25 protein-coding genes and 1 riboswitch are annotated in these 23476 nt (G+C 28.4%); of the genes, 24 read left to right on the forward strand and 1 reads right to left on the reverse strand.

What is annotated here, in order from left to right:
* Positions 1-3 precede the first annotated feature (3 nt).
* The 19 genes from psyc5s11_RS12665 (at position 4) to psyc5s11_RS12755 (ending at position 14754) form a co-directional block, all read left to right on the forward strand.
* Positions 4-420, forward strand: a complete 417-nt coding sequence (locus tag psyc5s11_RS12665; RefSeq protein ID WP_224037920.1) for a 4Fe-4S dicluster domain-containing protein — start codon at positions 4-6, stop codon at positions 418-420.
* Between the two features lie 49 nt (positions 421-469).
* Positions 470-1696 carry an NAD(P)/FAD-dependent oxidoreductase gene (locus tag psyc5s11_RS12670; RefSeq protein ID WP_224037921.1) on the forward strand — a complete coding sequence of 409 codons (1227 nt, stop codon included), beginning with the start codon at positions 470-472 and terminating at the stop codon, positions 1694-1696.
* A gap of 20 nt (positions 1697-1716) precedes the next feature.
* Positions 1717-2304 carry a molybdenum cofactor guanylyltransferase gene (locus psyc5s11_RS12675; protein ID WP_224037922.1) on the forward strand — a complete coding sequence of 196 codons (588 nt, stop codon included), beginning with the start codon at positions 1717-1719 and terminating at the stop codon, positions 2302-2304.
* A 145-nt stretch (positions 2305-2449) separates the two neighbouring features.
* Positions 2450-2615: riboswitch (molybdenum cofactor riboswitch) on the forward strand.
* A gap of 184 nt (positions 2616-2799) precedes the next feature.
* Positions 2800-3825 carry a molybdopterin-binding protein gene (locus psyc5s11_RS12680; RefSeq protein WP_224037923.1) on the forward strand — a complete coding sequence of 342 codons (1026 nt, stop codon included), beginning with the start codon at positions 2800-2802 and terminating at the stop codon, positions 3823-3825.
* 3 nt (positions 3826-3828) lie between these two features.
* Complete coding sequence (locus psyc5s11_RS12685) at positions 3829-5034, forward strand: molybdopterin molybdotransferase MoeA (protein ID WP_224037924.1); 1206 nt, start codon at positions 3829-3831, stop codon at positions 5032-5034.
* A 25-nt stretch (positions 5035-5059) separates the two neighbouring features.
* The gene (gene mobB, locus psyc5s11_RS12690) at positions 5060-5557 is read left to right on the forward strand and encodes a molybdopterin-guanine dinucleotide biosynthesis protein B (RefSeq protein ID WP_224037925.1); all 498 of its coding nucleotides are present in this window, start codon (positions 5060-5062) and stop codon (positions 5555-5557) included.
* A gap of 221 nt (positions 5558-5778) precedes the next feature.
* A complete protein-coding gene (locus tag psyc5s11_RS12695) occupies positions 5779-6210 on the forward strand; it encodes an MOSC domain-containing protein (RefSeq protein ID WP_224037926.1) in 432 nt (143 codons plus the stop codon).
* A 575-nt stretch (positions 6211-6785) separates the two neighbouring features.
* On the forward strand, positions 6786-6968 hold the full coding sequence (locus psyc5s11_RS12700; RefSeq protein ID WP_224037927.1) for a hypothetical protein: 183 nt from the start codon (positions 6786-6788) through the stop codon (positions 6966-6968).
* Positions 6969-7018: 50 nt separating this feature from the next.
* Complete coding sequence (locus psyc5s11_RS12705) at positions 7019-7732, forward strand: Crp/Fnr family transcriptional regulator (RefSeq protein ID WP_224037928.1); 714 nt, start codon at positions 7019-7021, stop codon at positions 7730-7732.
* Positions 7733-7806: 74 nt separating this feature from the next.
* Positions 7807-7995 carry a hypothetical protein gene (locus psyc5s11_RS12710; RefSeq protein WP_224037929.1) on the forward strand — a complete coding sequence of 63 codons (189 nt, stop codon included), beginning with the start codon at positions 7807-7809 and terminating at the stop codon, positions 7993-7995.
* A gap of 264 nt (positions 7996-8259) precedes the next feature.
* A complete protein-coding gene (locus psyc5s11_RS12715) occupies positions 8260-9006 on the forward strand; it encodes a phage replisome organizer N-terminal domain-containing protein (RefSeq protein ID WP_224037930.1) in 747 nt (248 codons plus the stop codon).
* A gap of 90 nt (positions 9007-9096) precedes the next feature.
* Positions 9097-9441: a cupin domain-containing protein gene (locus tag psyc5s11_RS12720; RefSeq protein ID WP_224037931.1), complete on the forward strand. Its 345-nt coding sequence runs from the start codon at positions 9097-9099 to the stop codon at positions 9439-9441.
* A gap of 303 nt (positions 9442-9744) precedes the next feature.
* Positions 9745-10050, forward strand: coding sequence for an ATP-dependent metallopeptidase FtsH/Yme1/Tma family protein (locus tag psyc5s11_RS12725; protein WP_224037932.1), 306 nt, complete (start codon positions 9745-9747; stop codon positions 10048-10050).
* Positions 10051-10060: 10 nt separating this feature from the next.
* Positions 10061-10720, forward strand: a complete 660-nt coding sequence (locus psyc5s11_RS12730; protein ID WP_224037933.1) for a phage head-tail adapter protein — start codon at positions 10061-10063, stop codon at positions 10718-10720.
* Between the two features lie 45 nt (positions 10721-10765).
* The gene (locus psyc5s11_RS12735) at positions 10766-11236 is read left to right on the forward strand and encodes a DUF3795 domain-containing protein (RefSeq protein ID WP_224037934.1); all 471 of its coding nucleotides are present in this window, start codon (positions 10766-10768) and stop codon (positions 11234-11236) included.
* Between the two features lie 75 nt (positions 11237-11311).
* A complete protein-coding gene (locus psyc5s11_RS12740; protein WP_224037935.1) occupies positions 11312-12127 on the forward strand; it encodes a methyl-accepting chemotaxis protein in 816 nt (271 codons plus the stop codon).
* A gap of 258 nt (positions 12128-12385) precedes the next feature.
* A complete protein-coding gene (locus psyc5s11_RS12745; protein ID WP_224037936.1) occupies positions 12386-12769 on the forward strand; it encodes an alpha/beta fold hydrolase in 384 nt (127 codons plus the stop codon).
* A 408-nt stretch (positions 12770-13177) separates the two neighbouring features.
* On the forward strand, positions 13178-14035 hold the full coding sequence (locus tag psyc5s11_RS12750) for an ABC transporter ATP-binding protein (RefSeq protein ID WP_224037937.1): 858 nt from the start codon (positions 13178-13180) through the stop codon (positions 14033-14035).
* Positions 14029-14754 carry a hypothetical protein gene (locus tag psyc5s11_RS12755; RefSeq protein ID WP_224037938.1) on the forward strand — a complete coding sequence of 242 codons (726 nt, stop codon included), beginning with the start codon at positions 14029-14031 and terminating at the stop codon, positions 14752-14754. Before psyc5s11_RS12750 ends, psyc5s11_RS12755 begins: the two co-directional genes overlap by 7 nt.
* 212 nt (positions 14755-14966) lie before the next feature.
* On the opposite strand, the gene psyc5s11_RS12760 is transcribed toward psyc5s11_RS12755, so the two are convergent.
* The gene (locus tag psyc5s11_RS12760) at positions 14967-15281 is read right to left on the reverse strand and encodes a hypothetical protein (RefSeq protein WP_224037939.1); all 315 of its coding nucleotides are present in this window, start codon (positions 15279-15281) and stop codon (positions 14967-14969) included.
* Between the two features lie 318 nt (positions 15282-15599).
* Between psyc5s11_RS12760 and psyc5s11_RS12765 the strand changes: the two genes are divergently transcribed.
* The 5 genes from psyc5s11_RS12765 (at position 15600) to psyc5s11_RS12785 (ending at position 23469) form a co-directional block, all read left to right on the forward strand.
* Positions 15600-18032, forward strand: coding sequence for a histidine kinase N-terminal 7TM domain-containing protein (locus tag psyc5s11_RS12765; protein ID WP_224037940.1), 2433 nt, complete (start codon positions 15600-15602; stop codon positions 18030-18032).
* A gap of 347 nt (positions 18033-18379) precedes the next feature.
* Complete coding sequence (gene spoIIM / locus psyc5s11_RS12770; RefSeq protein WP_224037941.1) at positions 18380-19012, forward strand: stage II sporulation protein M; 633 nt, start codon at positions 18380-18382, stop codon at positions 19010-19012.
* A 112-nt stretch (positions 19013-19124) separates the two neighbouring features.
* A complete protein-coding gene (locus tag psyc5s11_RS12775) occupies positions 19125-20003 on the forward strand; it encodes a tyrosine-type recombinase/integrase (RefSeq protein ID WP_224037942.1) in 879 nt (292 codons plus the stop codon).
* 268 nt (positions 20004-20271) lie between these two features.
* A complete protein-coding gene (locus tag psyc5s11_RS12780) occupies positions 20272-22173 on the forward strand; it encodes a sigma-54-dependent Fis family transcriptional regulator (RefSeq protein ID WP_224037943.1) in 1902 nt (633 codons plus the stop codon).
* A gap of 273 nt (positions 22174-22446) precedes the next feature.
* Positions 22447-23469 carry a molybdopterin-binding protein gene (locus psyc5s11_RS12785; protein WP_224037944.1) on the forward strand — a complete coding sequence of 341 codons (1023 nt, stop codon included), beginning with the start codon at positions 22447-22449 and terminating at the stop codon, positions 23467-23469.
* The last annotated feature ends 7 nt before the right edge of the window (positions 23470-23476 follow it).

Consider the following 23476-nt stretch of genomic DNA (forward strand, 5'->3'; position numbering starts at 1 on the left):
ATTATGAAAAGAATAAAAATTAATAGAAGTAAATGTATAGGATGTTTAACTTGTGTTACGGCTTGCGTTGTTAGTCATGAAAGCTGTGATTCAAGAAATCGCGTTACTATAGATAGTAAAACAAAGGCAGCACCTATTTTCTGCAGACATTGTGATAAGCCTGAATGTGTTTATACATGCATGACTGGAGCTATGTCTAAAAATAAAGAAACAGGTTATGTTGAATATGATAAAGAACGTTGCGCAAGTTGTTACATGTGCATAATGGCATGTCCTTATGGAGTATTAAAAAGCGATAGAATTGAGCATAAAGAAATTATGAAATGTAATATGTGTGTTCACCGTACAGAGGATAATCAGTCAAACCCTATGTGTGTTGAAAAATGCCCAATGGGTGCAATAACCTTAGAGGAGGCGTAAAGATTAATAATCTTTACGTACTAATAAGGAATACAAGGAGGATAGTCTTATGAAATATGTTGTATTAGGTGCTTCGGCATCAGGGATTAATGGAGCTAGGGAGCTTAGAAATTTAGATAAAGAAGCTGAAATTACATTAATATCAAAGGATGATAAAATTTATTCAAGATGTATACTTCATCATTACATGGAAGGCATTCGTGATGTAAAAAAACTTGAATTTGTTGAGGATGATTTTATAAATAAAAATAACATAAAGTGGATTAAAAATGTTGAAGCTACTAAAATTGATGTTACATCAAAGGAAGTTACGATTTCAAATGGAGAAACGGTGAAATTTGATAAACTACTTATAGCAACAGGGGCTAATACCTTCTTTCCACCTATACCAAATTTAAGATCTGCACCGAATGCTATTGGATTTCGTAATTTTGATGATTGTGAAAAGATAATGAAAATGTCAAAAACATGTGAGAATATAGTAGTTATGGGAGCAGGACTTGTAGGGATAGATGTTATTTCTGGATTAACTCATACAAGCAAAAATATTGCTCTTGTTGAGATGAAGGATCATATGCTTTCAATTCAGCTTGATAAAAAATCAGCTTTAGCTTATGAAAAAGGTTTCGAAAGTAAAGGTGTTAAGCAATATTATGAAAAAGGAATTAAAGAGCTCATTGTTGATGAAAAAGGAAAAATTATGGAGATATTATTGACAAGTGGAGAAAAAATCCCTTGTGATTTATTAATAGTTGCAGCGGGAGTCCGTTCTAATGTCAGCTTTTTAGAGGGCTCGGAAGTTGAAACAGATAAGTTTGGACTTATTGTTGATACTTTTGGTAAAACAAATTGTGACGATATTTATGGTGCAGGAGATGTTACAGGAAGAAATCCCATTTGGCCTACAGCTGTTAAGGAAGGAATAATTGCCGCAAATAATATGGTAGGAATTAAAAGTGAAATGACAGACTTTTTTGCTAGCAAATCAACCATGAACTTTTTAGGAATTCCTACACTGTCACTTGGAATCAATGAACCTCTAGATGAATCTTATACGGTTGAAATTGAAAGTGATGACAAAGGGAATTATAAGAAGATAATACATAGAGACGGTAAAATCTATGGAGCTATACTTCAAGGTGATTTATCTTATGCTGGAATTTTAACTCAATTAATTAAGGGACAAATTGATATTTCAAAAGTTAAAAAACCAATATTTAAAATAGACTATTCAGATTTTTTCAATATTAAAGATAATTTTGAATTTACTTATTAGAAATTATAAGGGTGGTTCATATGGATATTGGAGCATTAGTTCTCGTGGGTGGAAAAAGTAGAAGAATGAATGGAGACAATAAAGCTTTTCTCGAATTTAAAAACAAGAGTTTTATTGAAAATATAACTGATCAACTAACAGGTTTTCACAATATTTATATTTCAGTAGATAATAAAAATAAATATAGAAATTTGAACTTCACTTTAATTGAGGATATGTATAAGGATATTGGACCAATCGGAGGTATACATTCAGCATTAAAGTTAATTGACGAAAAGTATATCTTTGTAACTGCTTGCGATATGCCTAAGATCACAAAAGAATTCATATATTTCCTTTGTGGTTCCATTACGGAAGATGTACAATGCATCGTAACCCAAGATGAAAAAGACAGGATTTGTCCTTTGGGAGGAATATATTCTAAAGATTTAATTGGTGAAATTGAAAATATGATACAAGAGAAAGATTATAAGCTTTTAAATTTAATAAGTAGATCAAAAACTAAAATCATACCTTTATCTGAGACTAATTTTAATAAAGATATTTTGGATAATATAAACGATATAAATGATTATGATAAACTTAGAAATTTAGATATAGATATCTAACATGAATTCTAGACTTATGTGGTGCCTCACCGAAATAAGTAACATGTTGTGTTCCGGTTTCTACTGTAGCAAGTCACTATGTTTAGTTAATCATCTTAGTTATGTCAACTATAAATTTAGTTCTTAATTTGGATATCTATATAAGTAATTGAATAATCTCCAAGCAAAAATATCTAAGGAGTAAAATCTATGATATTGAGCCAAAGTGAAATTAAGCATATTCAATTTTTCATATACCTTAAACACTTTCTGGGTTACGTGGGAAACCATTTAGCCTTCCGTATTTGAGAAGGAGCATTATTTACATAAGGGAATATTATATTTTTTTGTAAATAATGAATGATGTATAGAGCAAAATACCTAAGCTGTATTTTTCATACCTTTTTATATGGATGAAATAATACAGCTTTTTTGCGTTTTTAAATGTATAGAAGTTTTTATTAATTAAAAATTAAGAAGTGAGAATATAAGAGATTAAAAGAAGGGGCGTTATTTATGAAAAAAATAGCAACAGTTGATGCAGTAGGTCATGTAATATGCCATGATATTACTAGAATTGTAAAGGATGTAGTAAAGGATGTAGCTTTTAAAAAAGGGCATATTGTTAAGGAAGAAGATATCCCAATGCTGCTATCTATAGGTAAAGAACATCTTTATGTTTGGGAAAAGACAGAAGGAATGCTTCATGAAAATGAAGCGGCAGAAGTTTTATATGATATTTGTAAAAATGAAAATATCAAACCTTCAGAAGTTAAAGAAGGAAAGATTGAATTAATTGCAGACATAGATGGTTTATTTAGGATTGATGTAGAAAGACTAGATAAAATTAATGAATTAGATGAAATTATAATTGCTGCAAGACATACAAATTATCCAGTGAAAAAAGGTGAAAAGCTAGCAGGAACAAGGGTTATACCTCTTGTTGTTGAAGAAGAAAAATTAAAGAAGGCACAAGAAAGTGTAGGTGATATTCCTCTCATGGAACTACTGCCGTATAAGAATATGAAAGCAGGTATAGTCACAACTGGAAGTGAAGTTTATCATGGAAGGATTAAAGATACATTTACACCTGTTGTTATAGAAAAACTTAGTAAATATAACATTAGTGTCTGCAAACACAAAATAGTAAATGATGAAAGTAATATGATAGTAGATGCTATTAATGAACTCAGGGAAAATGGAGCAGACCTTATTGTGTGTACAGGCGGTATGAGTGTTGATCCTGATGATTTAACACCAAGTGCTATTAGAGAGAGTGGAGCAAAAATTATATCTTATGGTGCACCAGTGCTACCAGGAGCTATGTTCTTACTTGGATATTTTGAAGATGGAACACCTATTATGGGCTTGCCAGGCTGCGTGATGTATGCTAAAGCAACAATTTTTGATTTAATATTGCCAAGAGTAGCAGCAGGAGTGAAGATAACGAAAAAGGATATTGCAAGAATGGGAAACGGTGGATTATGCCTTAGCTGCAAGGTTTGCATATATCCAAACTGTGGATTTGGAAAGGGAGTATAGTTTATGCTCAATATAGAACTAGAGAAAGCTGTAGAGCTAATGGTAAAAAGCATAGAAGAGATTAAAGAAACAGAAGAAATTGAATTAATTGAAGCATGTGGAAGGATAAGTGCTGAAGATATTTATGCACCTATGAACAATCCTCCTTTTGATAGGTCGCCCCTTGATGGATATGCACTTATTGCAGAAGATACTAAGGGTGCAAGCAGGAAAAATATAAAGAAGCTTACTGTTGTAGAATGTATATTTGCAGGTGGGTATAGTGAAAGAGTACTCAAGAAGGGTGAAGCAGTTAGGATTATGACAGGTGCAAAAATTCCTAAAGGTGCAAACTGTGTTATAAGGCAGGAAAATACAAATTACGGTGAGGATGAAGTTGAAATATATGAAGAACTCCGCGAATATAGTAATTATTGTTTTGCTGGTGAAGATATAAAGAAGGAAGATGTATTAATAAAGAAGGGGCAGCTGCTTACATATGTCCATCAAGGAATGCTATCAAGTATGGGGATTTTAAAGGTTAAAGTTAAAGGGACACCAAGGATTGGGTTAATTGTTACTGGTGATGAAGTTGAAATTCCAGGACAGCAATTAAAAATGGGAAAAATTTATGACAGTAATCTGCATTTATTATATTCTAGATTAAAGGAATTTGGATTAAAACCGATTATTGCAGAAATCATTGGAGATAGTGCAGAAAGGATAGGAGAAAGAATAAGTGAAATTATTCAAGATGTAGATTTAATAATAACTACAGGTGGAGTTTCTGTAGGTCAAAAGGATATTTTACATAATGTACTTGAATTATTAAATGCAAACAGAATCTTTTGGAAGGTCAATTTAAAGCCTGGAACTCCAGCAATGTATTCTTTGTACAAAAATAAACCCATATTATCTTTATCAGGAAATCCATTTGCAGCCCTTACGACCTTTGAACTTTTAGGAAGGCCAGTTTTAGCTAAACTAAGTGGCAATAAAAATTTACAACCTAAGCAGGTTAATGGAATTATGGAGGATGAATTTAATAAACCAAGTATGAGAAGACGATTCATACGTGCTTATTTTGATAATGGAAAAGTTAGATTTCTTGAAAGTAAACATTCATCAGGAATGCTTGCATCTATGGCTGGTTGTAATTGTTTGATAGATGTTCACAAAGGGACAAAAAAATTGAGTAAAGGCGATAATATAAATATTGTTCTAATATAACAGATATCAACGTGAGGTGTATTAAATGAAAAATAAGGAGAAGCCTATTTTAATTGCAATAAGCGGCATTAAAAATTCAGGAAAGACAACTCTTATAACAAGATTAATACCAAGATTAACAAACTTAGGATATAAGGTGGCGACAATTAAGCATGATGGACATGATTTTGAAGGAGATGTAAAAGGCACTGATTCTTATAGGCACAAAGAAGCAGGCGCCTATGGAACTGCAGTATTTTCAAACTCAAAATTTATGATAATTAAAGAGCAGAATAACATTTCTGAAAAAGAACTAATTGAAAATTTTAAAGAAGCAGATATTATCTTGTTAGAAGGTTTTAAATATTCCAATTATCCAAAGATTGAGGTTGTAAGAAAAGAAATATCTAATAATTATATTAGCAGAAAAGAAACCTTAATTGCTATTGCAACTGACTTAGATTATGGGTTTGAGGGAGTAAAGACTGTTAATGTAAATGATATTGAAGAAATTTTAGAAGCATTCCTAAACTATTTACGTTAATAATTGTTAATAATATAATGAAGGTCAAGATCTTAGATCATTAATAAGAAGTGGAAAAAGTGATGAAGAAATTATTGAAGTCATTAAAAATACAATATACAATAAGCCAAAAGAAAATAGATTTTTAGATGATAATCATAGTGATAATTTCGAGAAAAATATAATGTCACAAATAGGTGGCTAGGAACAAGCTTAGTATATAAAATTAGGAGGAAATAAAAATGGGAAAGATTATTGCTATATGCATAAGTGAAAGAAGAGGAACGGAAAAGAAAAATATAGGAGAATGTAATGTTATTGAAGGCTTTGGACTAGAAAATGATGCTCATGGTGGAAATTGGCATAGGCAGGTAAGTTTATTATCTTATAATAGAGTGCTTGAATTTAATGCTAAGGGTGGAGCCGTAGAGGATGGAGCCTTTGGAGAAAATATATTAGTTGAAGGTATTGATTTTAAAACATTACCTATTGGTACATTATTTAAATGTAATGATGTTATTTTAGAGCTTACTCAAGTAGGCAAAGAGTGCCATGCTCATTGTGAAATTTACAAGAGAGTTGGAGATTGTATTATGCCTAGAGAAGGTGTTTTTGCAAAGGTTATCCATGGTGGAAAAATCAAAGTGGGAGATGAGTTAATATGTTCAAAGTAGCAATAATAACTTCATAATACATTTTATTCCAATAGCCATGTATATTTAGGTATTGATTGCAATTTTAGAATTGACTATAAAGGATTAATCACAACTTATATAGGTTACAGATTTAAAAAGAATCTAATTGATGATGCCATATTATCAATTAGATTTTTTTGTATTAACTAATTATATATATGCGAATAAAAAATAAATCAGAATAGCAAATTAGAATTTTGAATTAGTAACGTATGTTACATAAATAAAGAAAAGAATATAGTAAACTCTAAATAGTCAAGAAGAAGAAATAGCAACAAGAAGTTATTAATTTTTTATATAAAATAAAAGAACAAGGACCTGATTTATGGAGAATAGGAATTACAAAGAAATAAAAAATATCTTCTATAAATATAAAATTTGTGTTATTGTAAAATTAAACTTTAGGAATAATGAAAGGGATATTTGATTCGGAATATTAGGAATCAAATATCCCTTTATGCAATAAACTTTTTTAGGTATCAAATGTTACGGAAATTAATAATTTTAAGTATTATAATGTTAATAAATAGGTTAATATGCAGGGAGATGATTTTTTGGGATTTAAAATAATAAAAAGAAATATGAATATTTGGATGAAAAAAATTACACATGATATTAATCTAGATAGTAATAAAAATAATATGCATTGTCATAACTTTGCCACTCGCTGTTGTTTAACTTGCAATAGATGTTGGGATAAAAAATATCAAAATCAAAGTGATGAAAAATCCAAATAATTTAGAATGGTGAATATAACACATATTCATTAATAAAGGAAGATGATATTATGAATAATCATTGTAGCAACTGTTGTAATAATTGTAGAGGCGGACTTTGTGCAAGTAAGATACCAATATTTGAAAATTTAAATAATGAAGAATTATTAGAGATTGTAAATACTATTAATCATAAAGAATATATTAAAGGTGATGTTATTTTTACTGAGGGAAATGTAGCAAATACACTTTATTTTATAAATGAAGGAAAGATAAAATTATATAAGTATACTAAAGATGGTAAGGAACAGATATTGCATGTTCTTTCAGAAGGAGAATTTTTTGGGGAATTAGAATTAATAAAAGTTTCTAAGTATGGATTTAATTCAAAAGCAATAGTAAATTGTAAAATATGCACTCTTACTAAAGATGAGATGAAAGATATAATTATGAAAAAGCCAGAGATTGGAATAAAAGTATTGGAAACAGTAGGAGAGAGATTATCAAAGGTAGAAAACCTTGTGCAGAATCTTGCAACTAATGATGTAGATTCAAGAATGGCTTATTTATTAACTGATTTAATGGAGAAGTACGGAGAAATTACGGAAGATAATATATCTATAAAATTACCACTATCAAGAGAAGAGATGGCGAGTTTCATTGGAGTAACGAGGGAAACTATAAGTAGAAAATTAAAGAAATTTGAAGATGAGAAATTAATAAAAATAGTGGGAACAAAGACTATTGTAATTATAGATGAAGAAGGCTTAAAAGATTATATTTAAGACAAAAGCTTGTTATTACTATTTTGTAATGATGAGCTTTATTTTTTTCAGCATCTGGAGATGAATTCGTTTATGTGTCAGAATGTAAATTTACTGTAAGTAATGAAATTTCAAAGCTCATTTCAAATTTTGATTTTTCAAATGCTGAGACAATAGAAGCATCAACAAAGGATTCCATCGAAAGTTTAAAACAAGAAATCTTAAATAACCCAGAAAATGCACAAGAAAAATTAGAAGAGCTAATTAAAAAGTTGAGTAAATAATAATTTATCCTATCTTTTTTAGATAGGATAAATTATTAAAGTCACTATCCAATGTTGGATAGTAGTATAGGAGTTATAAAAATGAAAATAGTTATATTAATTAAAATTAAAATAAAAAAATTGTAGTATTTTAATAGAAAAAAATTATGAATTATCCTGTGATTTTATTTATTAATGCATATATATTAATTAGGAGACATAATTAAAACAACATATTTGATATTAGTATACAAGCAAAAATAAAATTTAAGGGGAATGATAATAATGAGAGAAAGAAAATATGTAAAATTCAGAGTAGATATGCATGAAGATACTAAATTTAAAATAATAGATATGAAGCCAGAAAGAGATGTTATTCATTATGTATGGAATAGAATTGTAATGTTAGCAGGAAAGGTCAATTTATACGGGGATTTATATCTTTCAAAAAACATTCCATATACAATTGAGACTTTAGCAATAGAGTTTAATAGGGATATCGCTCAAATCAAATTATCATTAGATGTATTTATGGAATTAGAAATGATTGAAATTGCTGAAGATAAGATTTATAGAGTGAAAAATTTTGCTAAGCATCAAAATATTAAGGTTAAGGAAAAAGATATATCTGAGAATAAAAATGATAATGTAAAGAGCATAGAAGTTCAGCCAAATGACAATTCAAAAGTTGTAACAAATGAGGATAAAGATAAAGAATCAGCTAATAAAATAAGTGAAAATGGAGCAGAAAATTTAGTAGATGTTAATAGAGAGAATTTAGAAATTACTAATGGAGATATTAGCAAAGTTAATGATAGTATGAACGATAAAAATAGCAGTGATAAATTACAAGATAAAGAGCCTATAATACTGCAAAATAAGAAGAACAATAAAAATAAGAAAAGAGGTAAAGCATCAGATATTAATTCCATAGATGAAGAAATTATAGACAATTCAATTTGCTGTTTTACTGATGGAGTCATGCCATTAGGAGATGGTGAAAGTACTATTATGGAATGGTCTTTTGGGTAAAGAATTTGTTGTTGGATTTTAATAGATAAAGTATCTTTTGTATTTCAAAATACAAGGCTTATAAAAGCAAGTATTTTAGAGAATATTATAATGGCAAAACCAAAAACAACTGTAGAAGAAATATTTGTAAAGGTATTAGCACTTAAAGAAGATGTGAATTATGCAGTGGGACAAGTAGTTAGCAAGATATTAGTCCAAACACAAAATGTAATCATAACTTTATTTTCATTTGACAAGGCAGAGGAAATAAGTGCACATTCAGCACCTGGAGATGCATTCGTTTATGTGTCAGAAAGTGAAGTTACTATAACAATTGGAGATAATGACCCTGTAATTGTTATAGAAGGAAACTTTATAGTAATGATCGCTAACATTACTCATGGATTAGTGGCAACTGAAAAATTTAAAATGTTATTAGTTGTGGTGAAGGGTTAGTAAAATATATTATTTTATGATTTAGATATTTATTAACTTAAGTTAAAAAACATAAAGTAGATGAAATATTTTGAGAAAATAATGGAAAATTAGGTGGCAAAATAAAGAATAATATGTAAAATTGTGGTATAATAAGGATGCGCTATTTCTGAATGAAGAGATGGTGTATGCTTATTTTATTTTTGAATGGGAATGAAATAGTGATGTTTTTATATAGATATAATGTCAAAAATGGGAAGTTAATAAATCTAGAAAAAAATTATATAGAATATTATGCAATTAGTATGAAAGGATTAAAAGTATATGAAGATAATTAAAAGCAAGAGTCAAATAATAATAACTAGTATTATAATAATTATGTTGATTTCATCAATTATGATTTTCAATTACACAAAAGAAATTACAAGTAATGAGATAAGTTATTCTGAATTTATAAATTTATTAAATCAAAATCAGATTGAAAGAGTAGTTATAGAAAATGATACTTTAAAAATAACACCGAAGAAAAATAATACACAATATGATGGTAAAATTTTATATACAGCTAATATAAATGATGGAAACTTAGTACAGCGGCTTGAGGAATCAAAGATAAATTATAATTTGTAGAGGTGATTTTATGAATGCCGAATTGTCAGATTTAAATAAAAAAATGCATATACAGCTAAAGAAAAAGGATACTTTTTATGCAGGAATTAACACGTTATTAGAGTTAAGAAAAGAATTGATGAAACAAATAATAGGTTTTAAGGAAGTATTGAATAGAGAAGATTTTAATGCAATGCCTTTTATCAATGCGAAAGGATATCATAATAAAACAATTGCTTATTCTTTGTACCATATTTTTAGAATAGAAGACATAGTATCTAATTCTTTGATAAAAAAAAGAGAGCAAATATTTTTTAAAGATAACTATCGTGAAAGAATGAAGTCATCTATTAGGACAACTGGTAATGAACTGGTCAAACAAGAAATTTCAATATTTTCATCAAAACTAAATTTGGATAAATTATATCAATATATTAGTGAAGTTGATATTTCGACAACACAATTATTAAAAGGACTTTCATATGAGGATTTAAAAATAAAAATGACTGAACAAGATAAAGAGTTGATTAAGTCATTGGATGTAGTTAGTAATGATGAAAGTGCTGTTTGGTTAATTGATTATTGGTGTAATAAAAATATTCAGGGCTTAATTCTAATGCCATTTTCGCGGCATTGGATAATGCATACTCAAGCCAGTCTTCATATTAAAAATAAAATATATAAAAGCTGACAAATTATAATTCGAATATATGTATGTAAAAAGAAGGATGAGCGTGTGAAGAAAAAAGGATTACTAGAAAAAATAGCTCCATGTTCTTTGATGTGTCATACCTGTATTGCTTATGAAGATGGGGTGATTTCTCAAACAGCAAAACAATTATCAAAATATACGGAAGGTATCTGTGAATTTTATGAAAAGCATTCTCCAAATGAGATTGAACGATTTAAAGTCTTTCAAGAAGAGTTGGCAAAGTATAGTGCAGGTAAGTGTTCGGGATGTCGCAACAAAGAACATCTTGGATGTAGTATAAAGGGATGCTTTATTCTTGATTGTACAAAAGAACGTGATATTGATTATTGCGGTGAATGTGCTGAATTTCCTTGTGATAAAATGCAGAAAATTTTTGAAGAAGAAGTATATATGCAATGGCTTAAAGGCAATCGGGAAATTAAAAATTGGGGAATAGAAGTTTTTTGGGAAAAAAATTGTGAAAGACCACATTATAAGGCATATAAAGAAAACTGAATAATACTATATCGATAAAATATGATATAATTAGTTACAAGAGTAAATAACTGTTGTTATAGGAGGAATTATTTTATGGACGTATTAACTACATTAAAATCAAATCTTGAATTATTTAAAAAACTAAATCCATTAGATTGTGCAATAATTATAACTGATGATAAAGGAACTATTTTAGAATATGTTAAGGGTAAAACTTTTAACTTAAATATTGTTGTCAATTCTAAAGTTTCACAAGCAGGTTCTGTTGCTAAGTGCCTTAATACAGGTAAAGAATTTCACATAAGTTTACCAAGTGAAGTGTACGGAATTCCTATAAGAGCAATTGCAATTCCTATTTTCGATAATAATAAATTAATAGGTGCTATATCAACATGTACCACTTTAATCGCACAAGAAACTTTACAAAATGTTTCGCAAAACATTGCATCAACAGCTGAAGAAATAACAGCAACAACTGAAGAAGTAGCATCTTCTGCAATGTCATTGTCGGAGAATTTAGAAAATTTAAAAGATAAAACTCAAGATGTCGTAAATGAAATAAAAGGTACAGAGAATATTTTGAGTTTTATTAATACTATAGCTTCAAACACTAATTTATTGGGACTTAATGCAGCCATAGAAGCAGCTAGGGCTGGTGAGCATGGGCTAGGTTTTGCTGTTGTGTCAAAAGAAATCCGTAAAATGGCAGATAATAGTGCAAATTCAGCTAAAGATATCAAGAAAATTTTAGCAAATATTCAAGAAAAATCAGCCAATATGCTAAAGCTTATTAATGAAACTTCGACTCTTGGAGAACATCAATCTATAGCAACTAAAGAAATAGCATCAGCAATTGAAGCATTGGCTTCTTCAGCTATGAATTTAGAGGAGATATCTAAAACTATTTAGTCATTAATTTGTGTAAACTCTAGTAATAAGAAATTATCAATATAATAACAGCTTCAAATATCGCATTATTCAGTAATATGAATTTGCGATATTTTTTGCTATATAATACTAAAACAATATGTAGAGTTGATGGGATAAATAAAACTTATTATTTGATAATTTAAAATTATTGTATTTACAAAATATGTTATGACTAACTGAAAGATAAATAGTAATTTACATTGGTACATAATTATAATGGTTCAAGTATAAGTTGTTATGCAACGCTACAGTTTGGATTTACTAAAGGAGGACCATATAAAAGAATTAAAAGAGGGTAAAAGAAAATTAACAATAAAACGAGTTATCACTACAATTATAATAATGCTTTTAATTGTAGCAATTTGGCAAAGAATAATTATTGAAAAAGAAACAAATATATTATTATCTCAGGGAGAAGTATTTGATATTAATAATCACAATATGTATATACATTCTACAGGAAGTGGAAGAAATACTGTTGTCTTTGTGTCAGGATCAAGAACACCAAGTTCGTTTACTGATTTTTACAGATTGCAAATGGAACTGCAGCCGTATGCAAGAATAGTAAGCTTTGATAACGCCGGATTTGGATGGAAGTGGAATCAACAACATGAAATATAATAAAGTAAAGAGCCGACCATCTGATAAAGAGCACCCCGATGGTCGGCTCTTTATTGTTGTTTGAAAAGAAGCTTAACGTTATGTTATAATATGTATAAAAATACAATATATAAAATAAGAAAGAACTTAATTGAAAATAATATTACTTGCAAGCCAGTGAGTAAAAAAAATTAAGATATGGATAATACCAATTTTAGAATATTCATTAAATACTTTAATAAATAGAGAATTATTAGATACTGGTGAAATAGTAGATATTATAATTAAGATGGCTAATGGATTGACATGTTATAAAATTCTTAAATTACTTTTGGATAAAATTAGTAAAAGGATCATTTATAAGTGTCTATTAGTAGGGAAAATAAAAGTATTTGTGTTTCCAGCAGTAGCTACGAAATGGAGGCTAAAATGGAATCTATAGTTTTAAAATATGAGAATATCAGTAAAAAATATAATGGCCACACTATACTGGATAATATAAATCTATCTGTAATGAAGGGCGAAGCAATTGTTCTTGTTGGTGAAAATGGGTGTGGTAAGAGTACATTGATTAAAATTCTATCTGGACTTACAAAGCCGTCAGGCGGAACAATTAGGACTAGCTTAAATACAAAATTAGGATTAATACCTGATCATTTTGAAAAAATAAATTTATCTATTCCTAAGTTTATGATGCATATGCAAGCTATGGAGGGAAATGGAAACAAACCTGAAATATTGCAGAAATATTATCATGATTTTTATTTAGAGAACATGTTAGATACTCCTATGAAATATTTGTCAAAGGGAACCTTGCAAAAAGTAGCTGTTATACAGGCACTAATAAGTAATAAGGATGTATTATTTATGGATGAACCGTTATCAGGGCAAGATACTATGTCTCAGTGTAATTTTATAGAAGAAATGCGTAGAAGAAAAGAAGATGGAATGGCAATAGTAATGGCGTGTCATGAAGCTAATTTAATTGAAGAACTTGCAGATAGAATCTTGCAACTTAAAAATGGAAAGTTGGTGGATGGAACAGAATATATTTATGGTCATCAAAAACCAAGATGTATATTTTTAGTACAGTATAAGGATGAACGATTTAACATAACTGATTTAATTCAAGATTATACAAAAGCAGAAGAAAAGATTACTATAAGCAAATGTGGGGAAATGTGCAAAATAGAGGCTGACAAAGAATACTCAAAGCAATTATTTCAATTGTTTTTGACAGAAGATGTTCATATCATAAAGTATGAGGAGATTATGGAATTATGTTAAAAGCAATATACAAATTTGAAAAAGATAAGCTTATTCATAGTAGTAAAATGGTAGTTCCATTTATATTATTGATTACATATATAAGTTGTTCCTATACTGTGGGACCATTAGAGATTCTGAGTAGCTTTGGTGCTGCTTCTTCAGTTGTTTTTGCCATCATGGTTAGCATTGGAGTTATGTACGGTGATATGAATTATCAAATGATTGATCAAACGATTTTTGCGAAATTACCTAAAAAAGAATATTTCTATTTGGGGAAAATAATGATTATGGCAGAGATGAGTATGGTGTTTGCTTTACTTTCCGTATTTATTCCAGTGGTAATCCATGTGTGCTCTGGGTTTGCACTATTTAAGCGTAGTATAGTATTTTCTGATATATGCTCTGGAATCATGTTGTTTTGGTTTATAGGCATGAGTGGAAGCTTGGTTGGACTTATTGCAAACCAAAGAATTATTAAGCAAAGGAAAAATGCTATTCTGCTGTGTACATTTATTACCATAGTGGCAATAGTGAAAGAACCTATAAATAACAAGTTTATAATAGCTAAATTCCTTACATGGCTTTTGCCACCAGTTTATGATTTAAGTGCTTTTTATTGTAAAGATACTTATTTTCAATTAGGTAACACATGGATTTATTTCTTCTGGATTACTGTGTACATTATTATAGAAATTATTGTATATATAAAAATTATGTTGAATAAGGGATTTGAATAAAAGTACAAAGAAGAAAAGATTAGTATTCATTTTTTTTACAATTTATAGTCTTCTATTATGAATCAATAAGAATAAATAACAGATTGAAATATCGCATTATTCAAATTTGCGATATTTTTTTAAATGCAATTCTTATATATGATGCAATATGTAAATATTACTTAGAATTTAAGGTAAAGGAAAAATAAAAAAAGACACTCGAAAAGTACCTTTTAAGAGAAAAATACTTCTCCTTTACCAACTATTGCTATTCTGAAGTCAGGGTCAAAAGATAACACATACTTTGGAGAGTTAGGTTCCATTCGTATAGATTGGTATAAAGAATGAGTTTTATCAAAAACAAGCACATAAACATTATCAGTACTAGAAACATTTTGAATATTATAAATAGGTTTTGATGATAGATTAAAATCAGATGGTTTATAAAAACCTTCCTTAAAGATATTGCCTATAGCTAAAGGTATTAAGGTAATAATGTTAAATGATAAGAATAATAAAACTAACAATGAAATAAAAAATTTCTTCACTATAATTTACCACCTTCAGCTTTAGTGTGTAATAACCATAATAATATTCACGTATGTTACTAAGAAAATATAGTTTGTTAGTAGAAAAAGTTTTATTTTGGGGATCTTTGAAAAACTCACAAAAGAAAGATGTTACGTATTGGTTGATAAGTATATGAAATGATAGAATTGGCATTATAATAGGGTTAAAATAGTTCATATTTCAAATCTTATAGATTAATAGTAAGATATATATAATAAATTAAATACAAAAATAACAATAAAATTATAGTGTTTTACAACCAATGTTTAGTATAATAGAAAAATGAGGTGATTTTTTTGAACTTAAATAATGTACTTAGTTTTATGTTATTAGTATCAGCATTAATGCTACTTTTTATAGGATATTTTTCATGGAAAAGAAAGATGGTATATGTTTCTATATCTTTGATGCCGGTATCAATTTATGCATTTGGATATGGCTTAGAAATATTAGGTACAAGTATTGAATGGGTAAAGTTTTGGATTAAAATAGAATATATTGGTGTGGCATTTTTACCTGTAGCTTGGTTAATGTTTGCACTTAATTTTACTGGGCATAAGGAGAAAATTAAAAAGAGTACTTTCATGTTACTAAATATTGTACCTGTTATAACATTAATAATGAATTATACAAATGATTTTCATCATATGTTTTATAAAAAATTATATATGAACAATAATGGTATTTTCCCAATTGTAGAACTAATAAAAGGACCTTGGTATTGGCTAAATATTGCTTATACATATGCTATTATGGTTATAGGGCTAATAATTTTTATATCAGCTTATTTTAAATCAGTATCAATAATAAGAAAACAGATATTACTTTTAATAATAGCCTGGGTAATTCCATGGATTTCAGATATTGTTTATATGATGCACTTGATACCCTTTGATGTTGATTTATGTCCACTTGCATTTTCTTTTTCGGGAATAATTTCCAGTTTTGCCATATTAAAATTTAAACTTATAAAACTTACACCAATAGCATTGGAGAAAGTCTTTTCTAATATGCTAGATGGGGTAATTATACTAGATTCTGAAAATAATATAGTTAATTTTAACAATTCATCAAAAAATATTATTTCAGAATTGAAGGATATAGAACCCGGTGATCAAAAAATTGATGTGGTACTAAAGAAATATGAAACAATACTAAAAGCTGTAAATAGTGATTCTTATAATGAAAGTTTAATAAGTATAAAAAATAAAGATCAATTAAGATATTATAATATGAATATTAACTATGTATATGAAAATACTGGTGAAAGCATTGGAAAAATACTAATTTTTAATGATATTACTGAGATGGAACTGCAGCAGAAAAAGTTGTCTGATAGTCTTAATTTTCTTGAGATTCTTATGAATGCAATTCCTTATCCAATATACTCTAAAGATGAACAGGGAGTATATAATCATTGTAATATTGCGTTAACAAAATATTTAGGAATTAAGGAAGAAGAATTTATAGGAAATACTTCTTATGAAGTATTTGAAGAGAAATCAGCAGAAGCTTATGAAAAAGAAGATAAGAATTTAATGGAGACAAAAGAATCTCAAATTTATGAAGCAAAGCTTAGGCATAATGATGGTACAGATCATGATGTGATTTTTAGTAAATCACTTACTGTAAGCGAAGAGGGGAATAATAAAGGCGTAGTTGGCGTTATAATGGATATCTCAGAAGAAAAAAAGAATAGAGAAAAAATAGAGAAATTATCAAAGTTAAAAGAAGCTATGCTTAAGATAGGTTATTCTATTAATGAAATATCTAATATTAATGATTTACTTCAATTAATACTTAATGAAGTTATTAATTGTGTTGATGAAAGAAGTTATGGTTCAGTATTGCTTTTAGATAAGGATAAAAATTTAAAAATAGCTGTAGCTAAAGGTTATGATGAAGACGAGATTAAAACATTTTCAGTAAAACTTGAAGATCACTTTGCATGGTTTAATAATGGGGGGGAAATAAATAAAACAGTTATTATTAATGGCATTGATGAAATGAAAGATATAAATATGTTAGATACATCAGAAGAAATAAAAATAAAATCTACTATTAGTTCGCCAATTATTATAGATGGCGAATTGTATGGATTTCTTAATATTGACAGTGAGTATAATAATATATTTGACGAAGGTGATTTAGAATTAATGGAATACATGAGAAATCAAGTTGCCATTGCCATATCTAAACATAAACTTTATGAGGAAATTCTATATTTATCTAGATACGATAAATTAACCCATATATATAATAGGAGGTATTTTGAACAATTAGTTTATACTGATATTTATAATGAGAATTTAGATACAAAAGAATTTTTTGTAGCAGTTTTTGATTTAAATGATTTGAAATTTGTTAATGATAATTATGGTCATTTAGCTGGTGATGAATTGATTAAAGCATTTTCAAAAGGCTTAAGTAGTATAGTTAAAGACTTTGATATTATAGGAAGATTTGGAGGCGACGAATTTATCGGAGTTTTTTTAAATGAAAATTCTCAAGGTTTAATTAATAGATTTGAAGAATTATCTGAGAACTTTAAAAATAATCCAATAATCTTTCGAGAAAACAAAATTGTTTGCAGCTATAGTTATGGCATTGTTAGTTTTCCTGGAGAGGGAAGGGAATTTGATGAGCTAATAAAGATTGCTGATGAACGTATGTATGAATATAAGCGTATAGTAAAAATGAAAAGAGAACAAACATTGATGAGATGTTAGCTTATACTAAATATGTGGAGTACAGTGTGTTGAACAAGGTATTAGAGATTACCACTGTGAATATCAATAAATTAACAAAATCAATCTTTAAATATTTGTGAAAAAGGAGTTACAAATCGTAGCGATTCCTTTTTTCTGTATTAAGTATATTGAATAGCACATTTGAATAATCTTATGTATATTGATTTTTTTATATACATAAGATGTTTTTTATGTACAAAATTTAAATATGCTATAAACAAGATATAATTAATCATGATAGTTTTACATATTTATAATTAGGTGAGTGAATAAACTTTAAATGTTAAACATAGTATAAAGTAGAGTAACTAAAGGAGGAATAAGAGATGAATTTTTTACTTACTAAATTAAATGATACTTTTAGGGATAAAAAGGCCTATTTTTTTATTGTACTCATAATGTTTTGTTTAGGAATATCCTTTGGACTTTATACTGTAAAATACATGGGAGCTAGTGATAGGAATGATTTAATGAACTATTTTTCTAGTTTCAGTAATTCTATAGCAAATGAACCTGTTAACTATGGAAATTTATTATTTGAGGTTATTAAGAAAAATATACTGTTAATTGTACCTATATTTATATTAGGTTTAACTTTTTTTGGAGCTCCTATAATATTGATTTTAGATTTATTAAAAGGGTTTTCACTGGGGTATACTTTTTCTTTTATGGTAACTACTTTTGAAGGCAAGGGAATTGGACTAGCCTTAGTATCTGTTATTCCTCAAAATTTAATATATATTCCATGTTTTATAGCATTAAGTGTGATTAGTTTGTCTATGTCTACAGAAAAATTCAAGGGAAAGTTTTTCAAACGTGGGAAAAATAAAAATTCTTTTTTAGATGGTATATTAAATAAGTTAATTATAATTATAATATTATTTTTAATAGGAATGTTAATTGAAACTTATTTATCGCCATCTTTAATAAAATTTGTGACTAAGCGGTTCTATTCGTAATGCAAAATATATACATCTTAATAGTTAAAAACCTTCACCTGTGAAAATTTTAAAAAGGAAAATTCACAATTTTGTCGAATACTAATCATAATCAATGGTATAGGAGATAATAATGATAAATAGTATAAGTAATTATAAGGAGTATTTGTCGGAGAGTGGCAAAAGTGAAAATACTATATACGCATATGTGACTGATGTAAGTATATATCTCAAATTCTTAAATAGAAAAGAAATAGATTTATATAAGAGTGATAAATTAACAATTATGTCGTATATACAAAATCTCACAACTCTGGGCAAATCCGAAAGATCTATAAATAGAATAGTCATAAGCCTCAGAAATTTCTACTCATACTTAAAAGGTGAAACTTTAATAAAGGAAGTTCCCAAAATAGAATACAAGAGTTCCAAAAATAACAGAAAGTTACCACAAATTTTAACCATTGAAGAAGTAGATAAAATAATTAGAATAGTTGAAAAGGATTGCTCAAAAGGAGTACGTGATAATGCATTATTAGAATTAATGTATGCTACTGGAATGAAGGTTTCTGAAATGATTTCATTAAATGTAGAGGATGTTAATCTTGATTTGAATTTTGTGAGATGTACAGATAATAGGCATTTGGAAAGACTTATACCTATAGGAAGAAGTGCTTCTAGGGCAATAACAGAGTATTTAAATATAAGATATAAGATAGCACAATGTGGAGTATCAAATCTTTTTGTAAACTTAAATGGTAATAAACTCACAAGACAAGGAATTTGGAGAATTGTTAAAGAATATGCTAGAAAAGCTGGTATAGATAAGGATGTTAATTTAAATACCTTTAGGCATTCCTTTGCAGTCCATCTACTTCAAAATGGAGCAAATGTAAGAGCAGTCCAAAAGTTATTAGGGAATCAAGTTCTAACATATATGGACACATATTATGAGATAATAAACAATGATAAAATCAACTATATATACATGCATACACATCCAAGGGCTTGATATTTACTGAGTATCATTAAGAATAGTATAAATGTAATTTGGGTGTTTCCACCTATTTGCCACCGCTTTTTCAAGTTGGTGGCAATTTTAAATTCATAAAGGGTTAGCATTAATTTTATAAAAGTACAATAATGTATGACATATATTTAGTATTCTGCTTTTTACTAGTAAAAAATAATACAGGTGTTATAATTAAAATAGAAAAATAGTGAATTATTGAGGATTTATAAGGAAAAGAAATAATATAAATAGCAAAAGGATGAAGAGCATGGAAGATTACATTAAAGAGGCACATAAGAGATCTATATCAAAAGGGATATTATTAAAAAATTCGTTTAGTACTAAGATATTAGATGGTTTTGAACTTGAAAATATACTAGATAAAAATAAAGAACTTATTTTAGTAGCAACACCTTTTATAAATAAGTTGTATAACTTTGTGAGAGGATCTGGTTTTTTTGCGGTATTATGCGATAGAGAAGGTTGCATTTTAAATGTAATAGGAGATGAAAAAATATTAGATGAAGCTTCAGAGCTCAAAATGATTAAAGGTGCATACATGGATGAAGCTCATATTGGAACTAATGCAATGAGCCTTGTAGTATCAGAACAAATACCAATTCAGATTTCTGGAAAGGAACATTTAATTTCTGCATATCATAAATGGACGTGTTCTGCAGCACCTATTAAGGATATAAATGGAGATATTATTGGAAGTATTGACTTAACTGGATATATAGGAAATGCTCATCCACATACATTGGGAATGGTAGTTGCTGCAGCAGATGCAATAGAAAAAATGCTTAAAATAAACAAATATAATTTAATGCTTGAAATTTCAAAAAAACGATTAGAAACAACCTTTAATTCAATTTCTTTAGGAATTTTAACTTGTGATTTAATTGGAAATATTACAACCATGAATAAGCAAGCAACAAGAATGTTTGGTTACAGAGAGCATGAAAAGAGAAAAATCAAAATTCCTGATATGATTCAAAACTGGAATGAAATAATTGAACATATTAAAGCCAGGAATAACTATATTGATGAAGATATATACATAAATACAAAAATCAATAAAGTACAATATGCTCTTACTTTGTACCCAATATACAATTCGAAAATGAACATTGAAGAAATTACTATTATAATTCATGAATTAAAAAAGAGTAAGAAGTTTTCTGGAAAAATATTAAATGGACAAGCTATATATACATTTGAACAAGTTATCGGGAAAAATGAAAAATTCATGAAGATTGTTGCTTATGCTAAAAAGATTGCAGACAGTAAATCTACAGTATTAATAACTGGAGAAAGTGGTACTGGAAAGGAAGTTTTTGCTCAAGCTATTCATAATTATAGTATCCGCAATGATGACCCTTTTATTGCAGTAAATTGTGGTGCAATTCCAAGGACGCTTATAGAATCAGAATTATTTGGTTATGAGGATGGAGCATTTACTGGAGCGAAAAAAGGTGGTAGTGTTGGTAAATTTGAAATAGCTGAGGGAGGTACGGTTTTCTTAGATGAAATAGGAGAAATGCCTATTGATATGCAAGTTAAATTATTAAGAGTAATTGAAGCAGGTGTGATAACTAGAATAGGAAGTTCAATAGAAATACCTATTGATGTAAGAATTATAGCAGCCACAAATAGAAATCTTAAAAATGAAGTAGAAAGCGGTAATTTTAGAAAAGATCTTTATTATAGGTTAAATGTTTTGCCTATATATTTACCACCTCTTAGAGAACACAGTGAAGATATACCAGAATTCATAAATTATTATATGGAGAAAATTTCTAAAAAGCTTAATAAGCAAGGTGTTAATATTTCTAATGAATATATGAAATATCTTATAGATTATGACTGGCCTGGAAATGTAAGAGAATTAGAAAATGTAATCGAACTAATGATAAATTCTGAAGAGCCAGTTATTAATTTTGGTGATAGTGTGGATGAAGTTCAAAAGATTATAGTTAATTTAAACACAAATGTTAGTTTGGAACTGATGGAAAAACAGCATATAATTAAAGTTTTACAAGATGTGAAAGGAAATATGACCTTAGCTGCAAATATATTAGAGATCGGAAGAAACACTTTATATAGAAAAATTGAAAAATTTGATATAGATTGTTCCAAAATTGATCACTGTTCTAAAGTGGAACGGTAATTATTTGGCGAAGTGTAGCGAAATGGAACAGTTTATATACTTTAAAACCCTTCACTTTTTTAGGTTAGTATTAAGACCAAGGAAATGAGGGGTTTTTAAAATATATTCTTAGTGTTTTTTTGTTGGCACAGAACTTGCTTATATTAATATATATAGAAACTAATAAAGTATGCAAGGAGGTTTTAAAAGTACTCTAATACGTAGAATGATATAAAAAATTAAATAATAATTAAAATTCTACTAAGACATTTGCGACAGTTAGGAGGAATGAAAATGAAGTCTGTTTCGGTTGAAGAATCAATAGGCATGGTATTATGTCATGATTTGACAAAAATTGTTCCTGGAGAATTTCATGGAGTTGCATTCAAAAAGGGTCATGTAATAACTGAAGATGACATACCTAAAATGTTAGATATAGGGAAAAGAAAGATTTATGTTTGGGAAATGCAGGAGGGGATAATTCATGAAAATGAAGCAGGCGAAAGGATGGCAATATCATCAGCCGGTAAGGAAATTCTCTTTACTGAACCTTCTGAAGGAAAGGTAAAATTATTAGCTAAGTGTAATGGTTTACTAAAAGTGAACTATAAAACTTTAGAAAAGCTTAATACAATAGAGGAAGCAATGATTGCTACATTACATACTGATATTATAGTAAAAAAAGGAAGTGTTGTTGCAGGAACAAGAATAATACCTTTGTTTATTGATAAACTTAAAATTGAACAAATTGAAAAAGTTTGTAGAGAAGAAGGCCCTATTATTTGGGTGGAACCATTAAAAACTATGAAGGTTGGAATAATTACAACTGGTAGTGAAGTTTATACTGGTAGAATAACAGATAAATTTGGACCTGTTATTAGAGATAAAATTGCTGAAATAGGAAGTGAAGTTATAAAGCAAATCTTTGTTTCAGATAGTGTGAGTATGATTGAGGATGGAATAAATGAGTTATTGGCAAGCGGAGCTGAAATGATTGTTGTAACTGGTGGAATGTCAGTAGATCCTGATGATGTTACGCCAGCTGGAATAAGGGAAGCTGGAGCAACTATTATTTCCTATGGAGCACCAGTACTTCCTGGAGCAATGTTTTTAATAGCATACAAAAATGATATACCGATATTAGGACTTCCAGGTTGTGTCATGTATAACAAGAGAACAATATTTGATCTTATTCTTCCAAAGATTGCAGCGGGAGAAAAGATAAAAAGAGAAGATATTACAAAGCTTGGACATGGAGGCATGTGTTTGGATTGTGAAGTTTGTACTTTTCCAGCTTGCAGTTTTGGTAAATGGTGATGAAGAT

It is taken from the genome of Clostridium gelidum (assembly GCF_019977655.1).
Lineage (GTDB): Bacteria > Bacillota > Clostridia > Clostridiales > Clostridiaceae > Clostridium > Clostridium gelidum.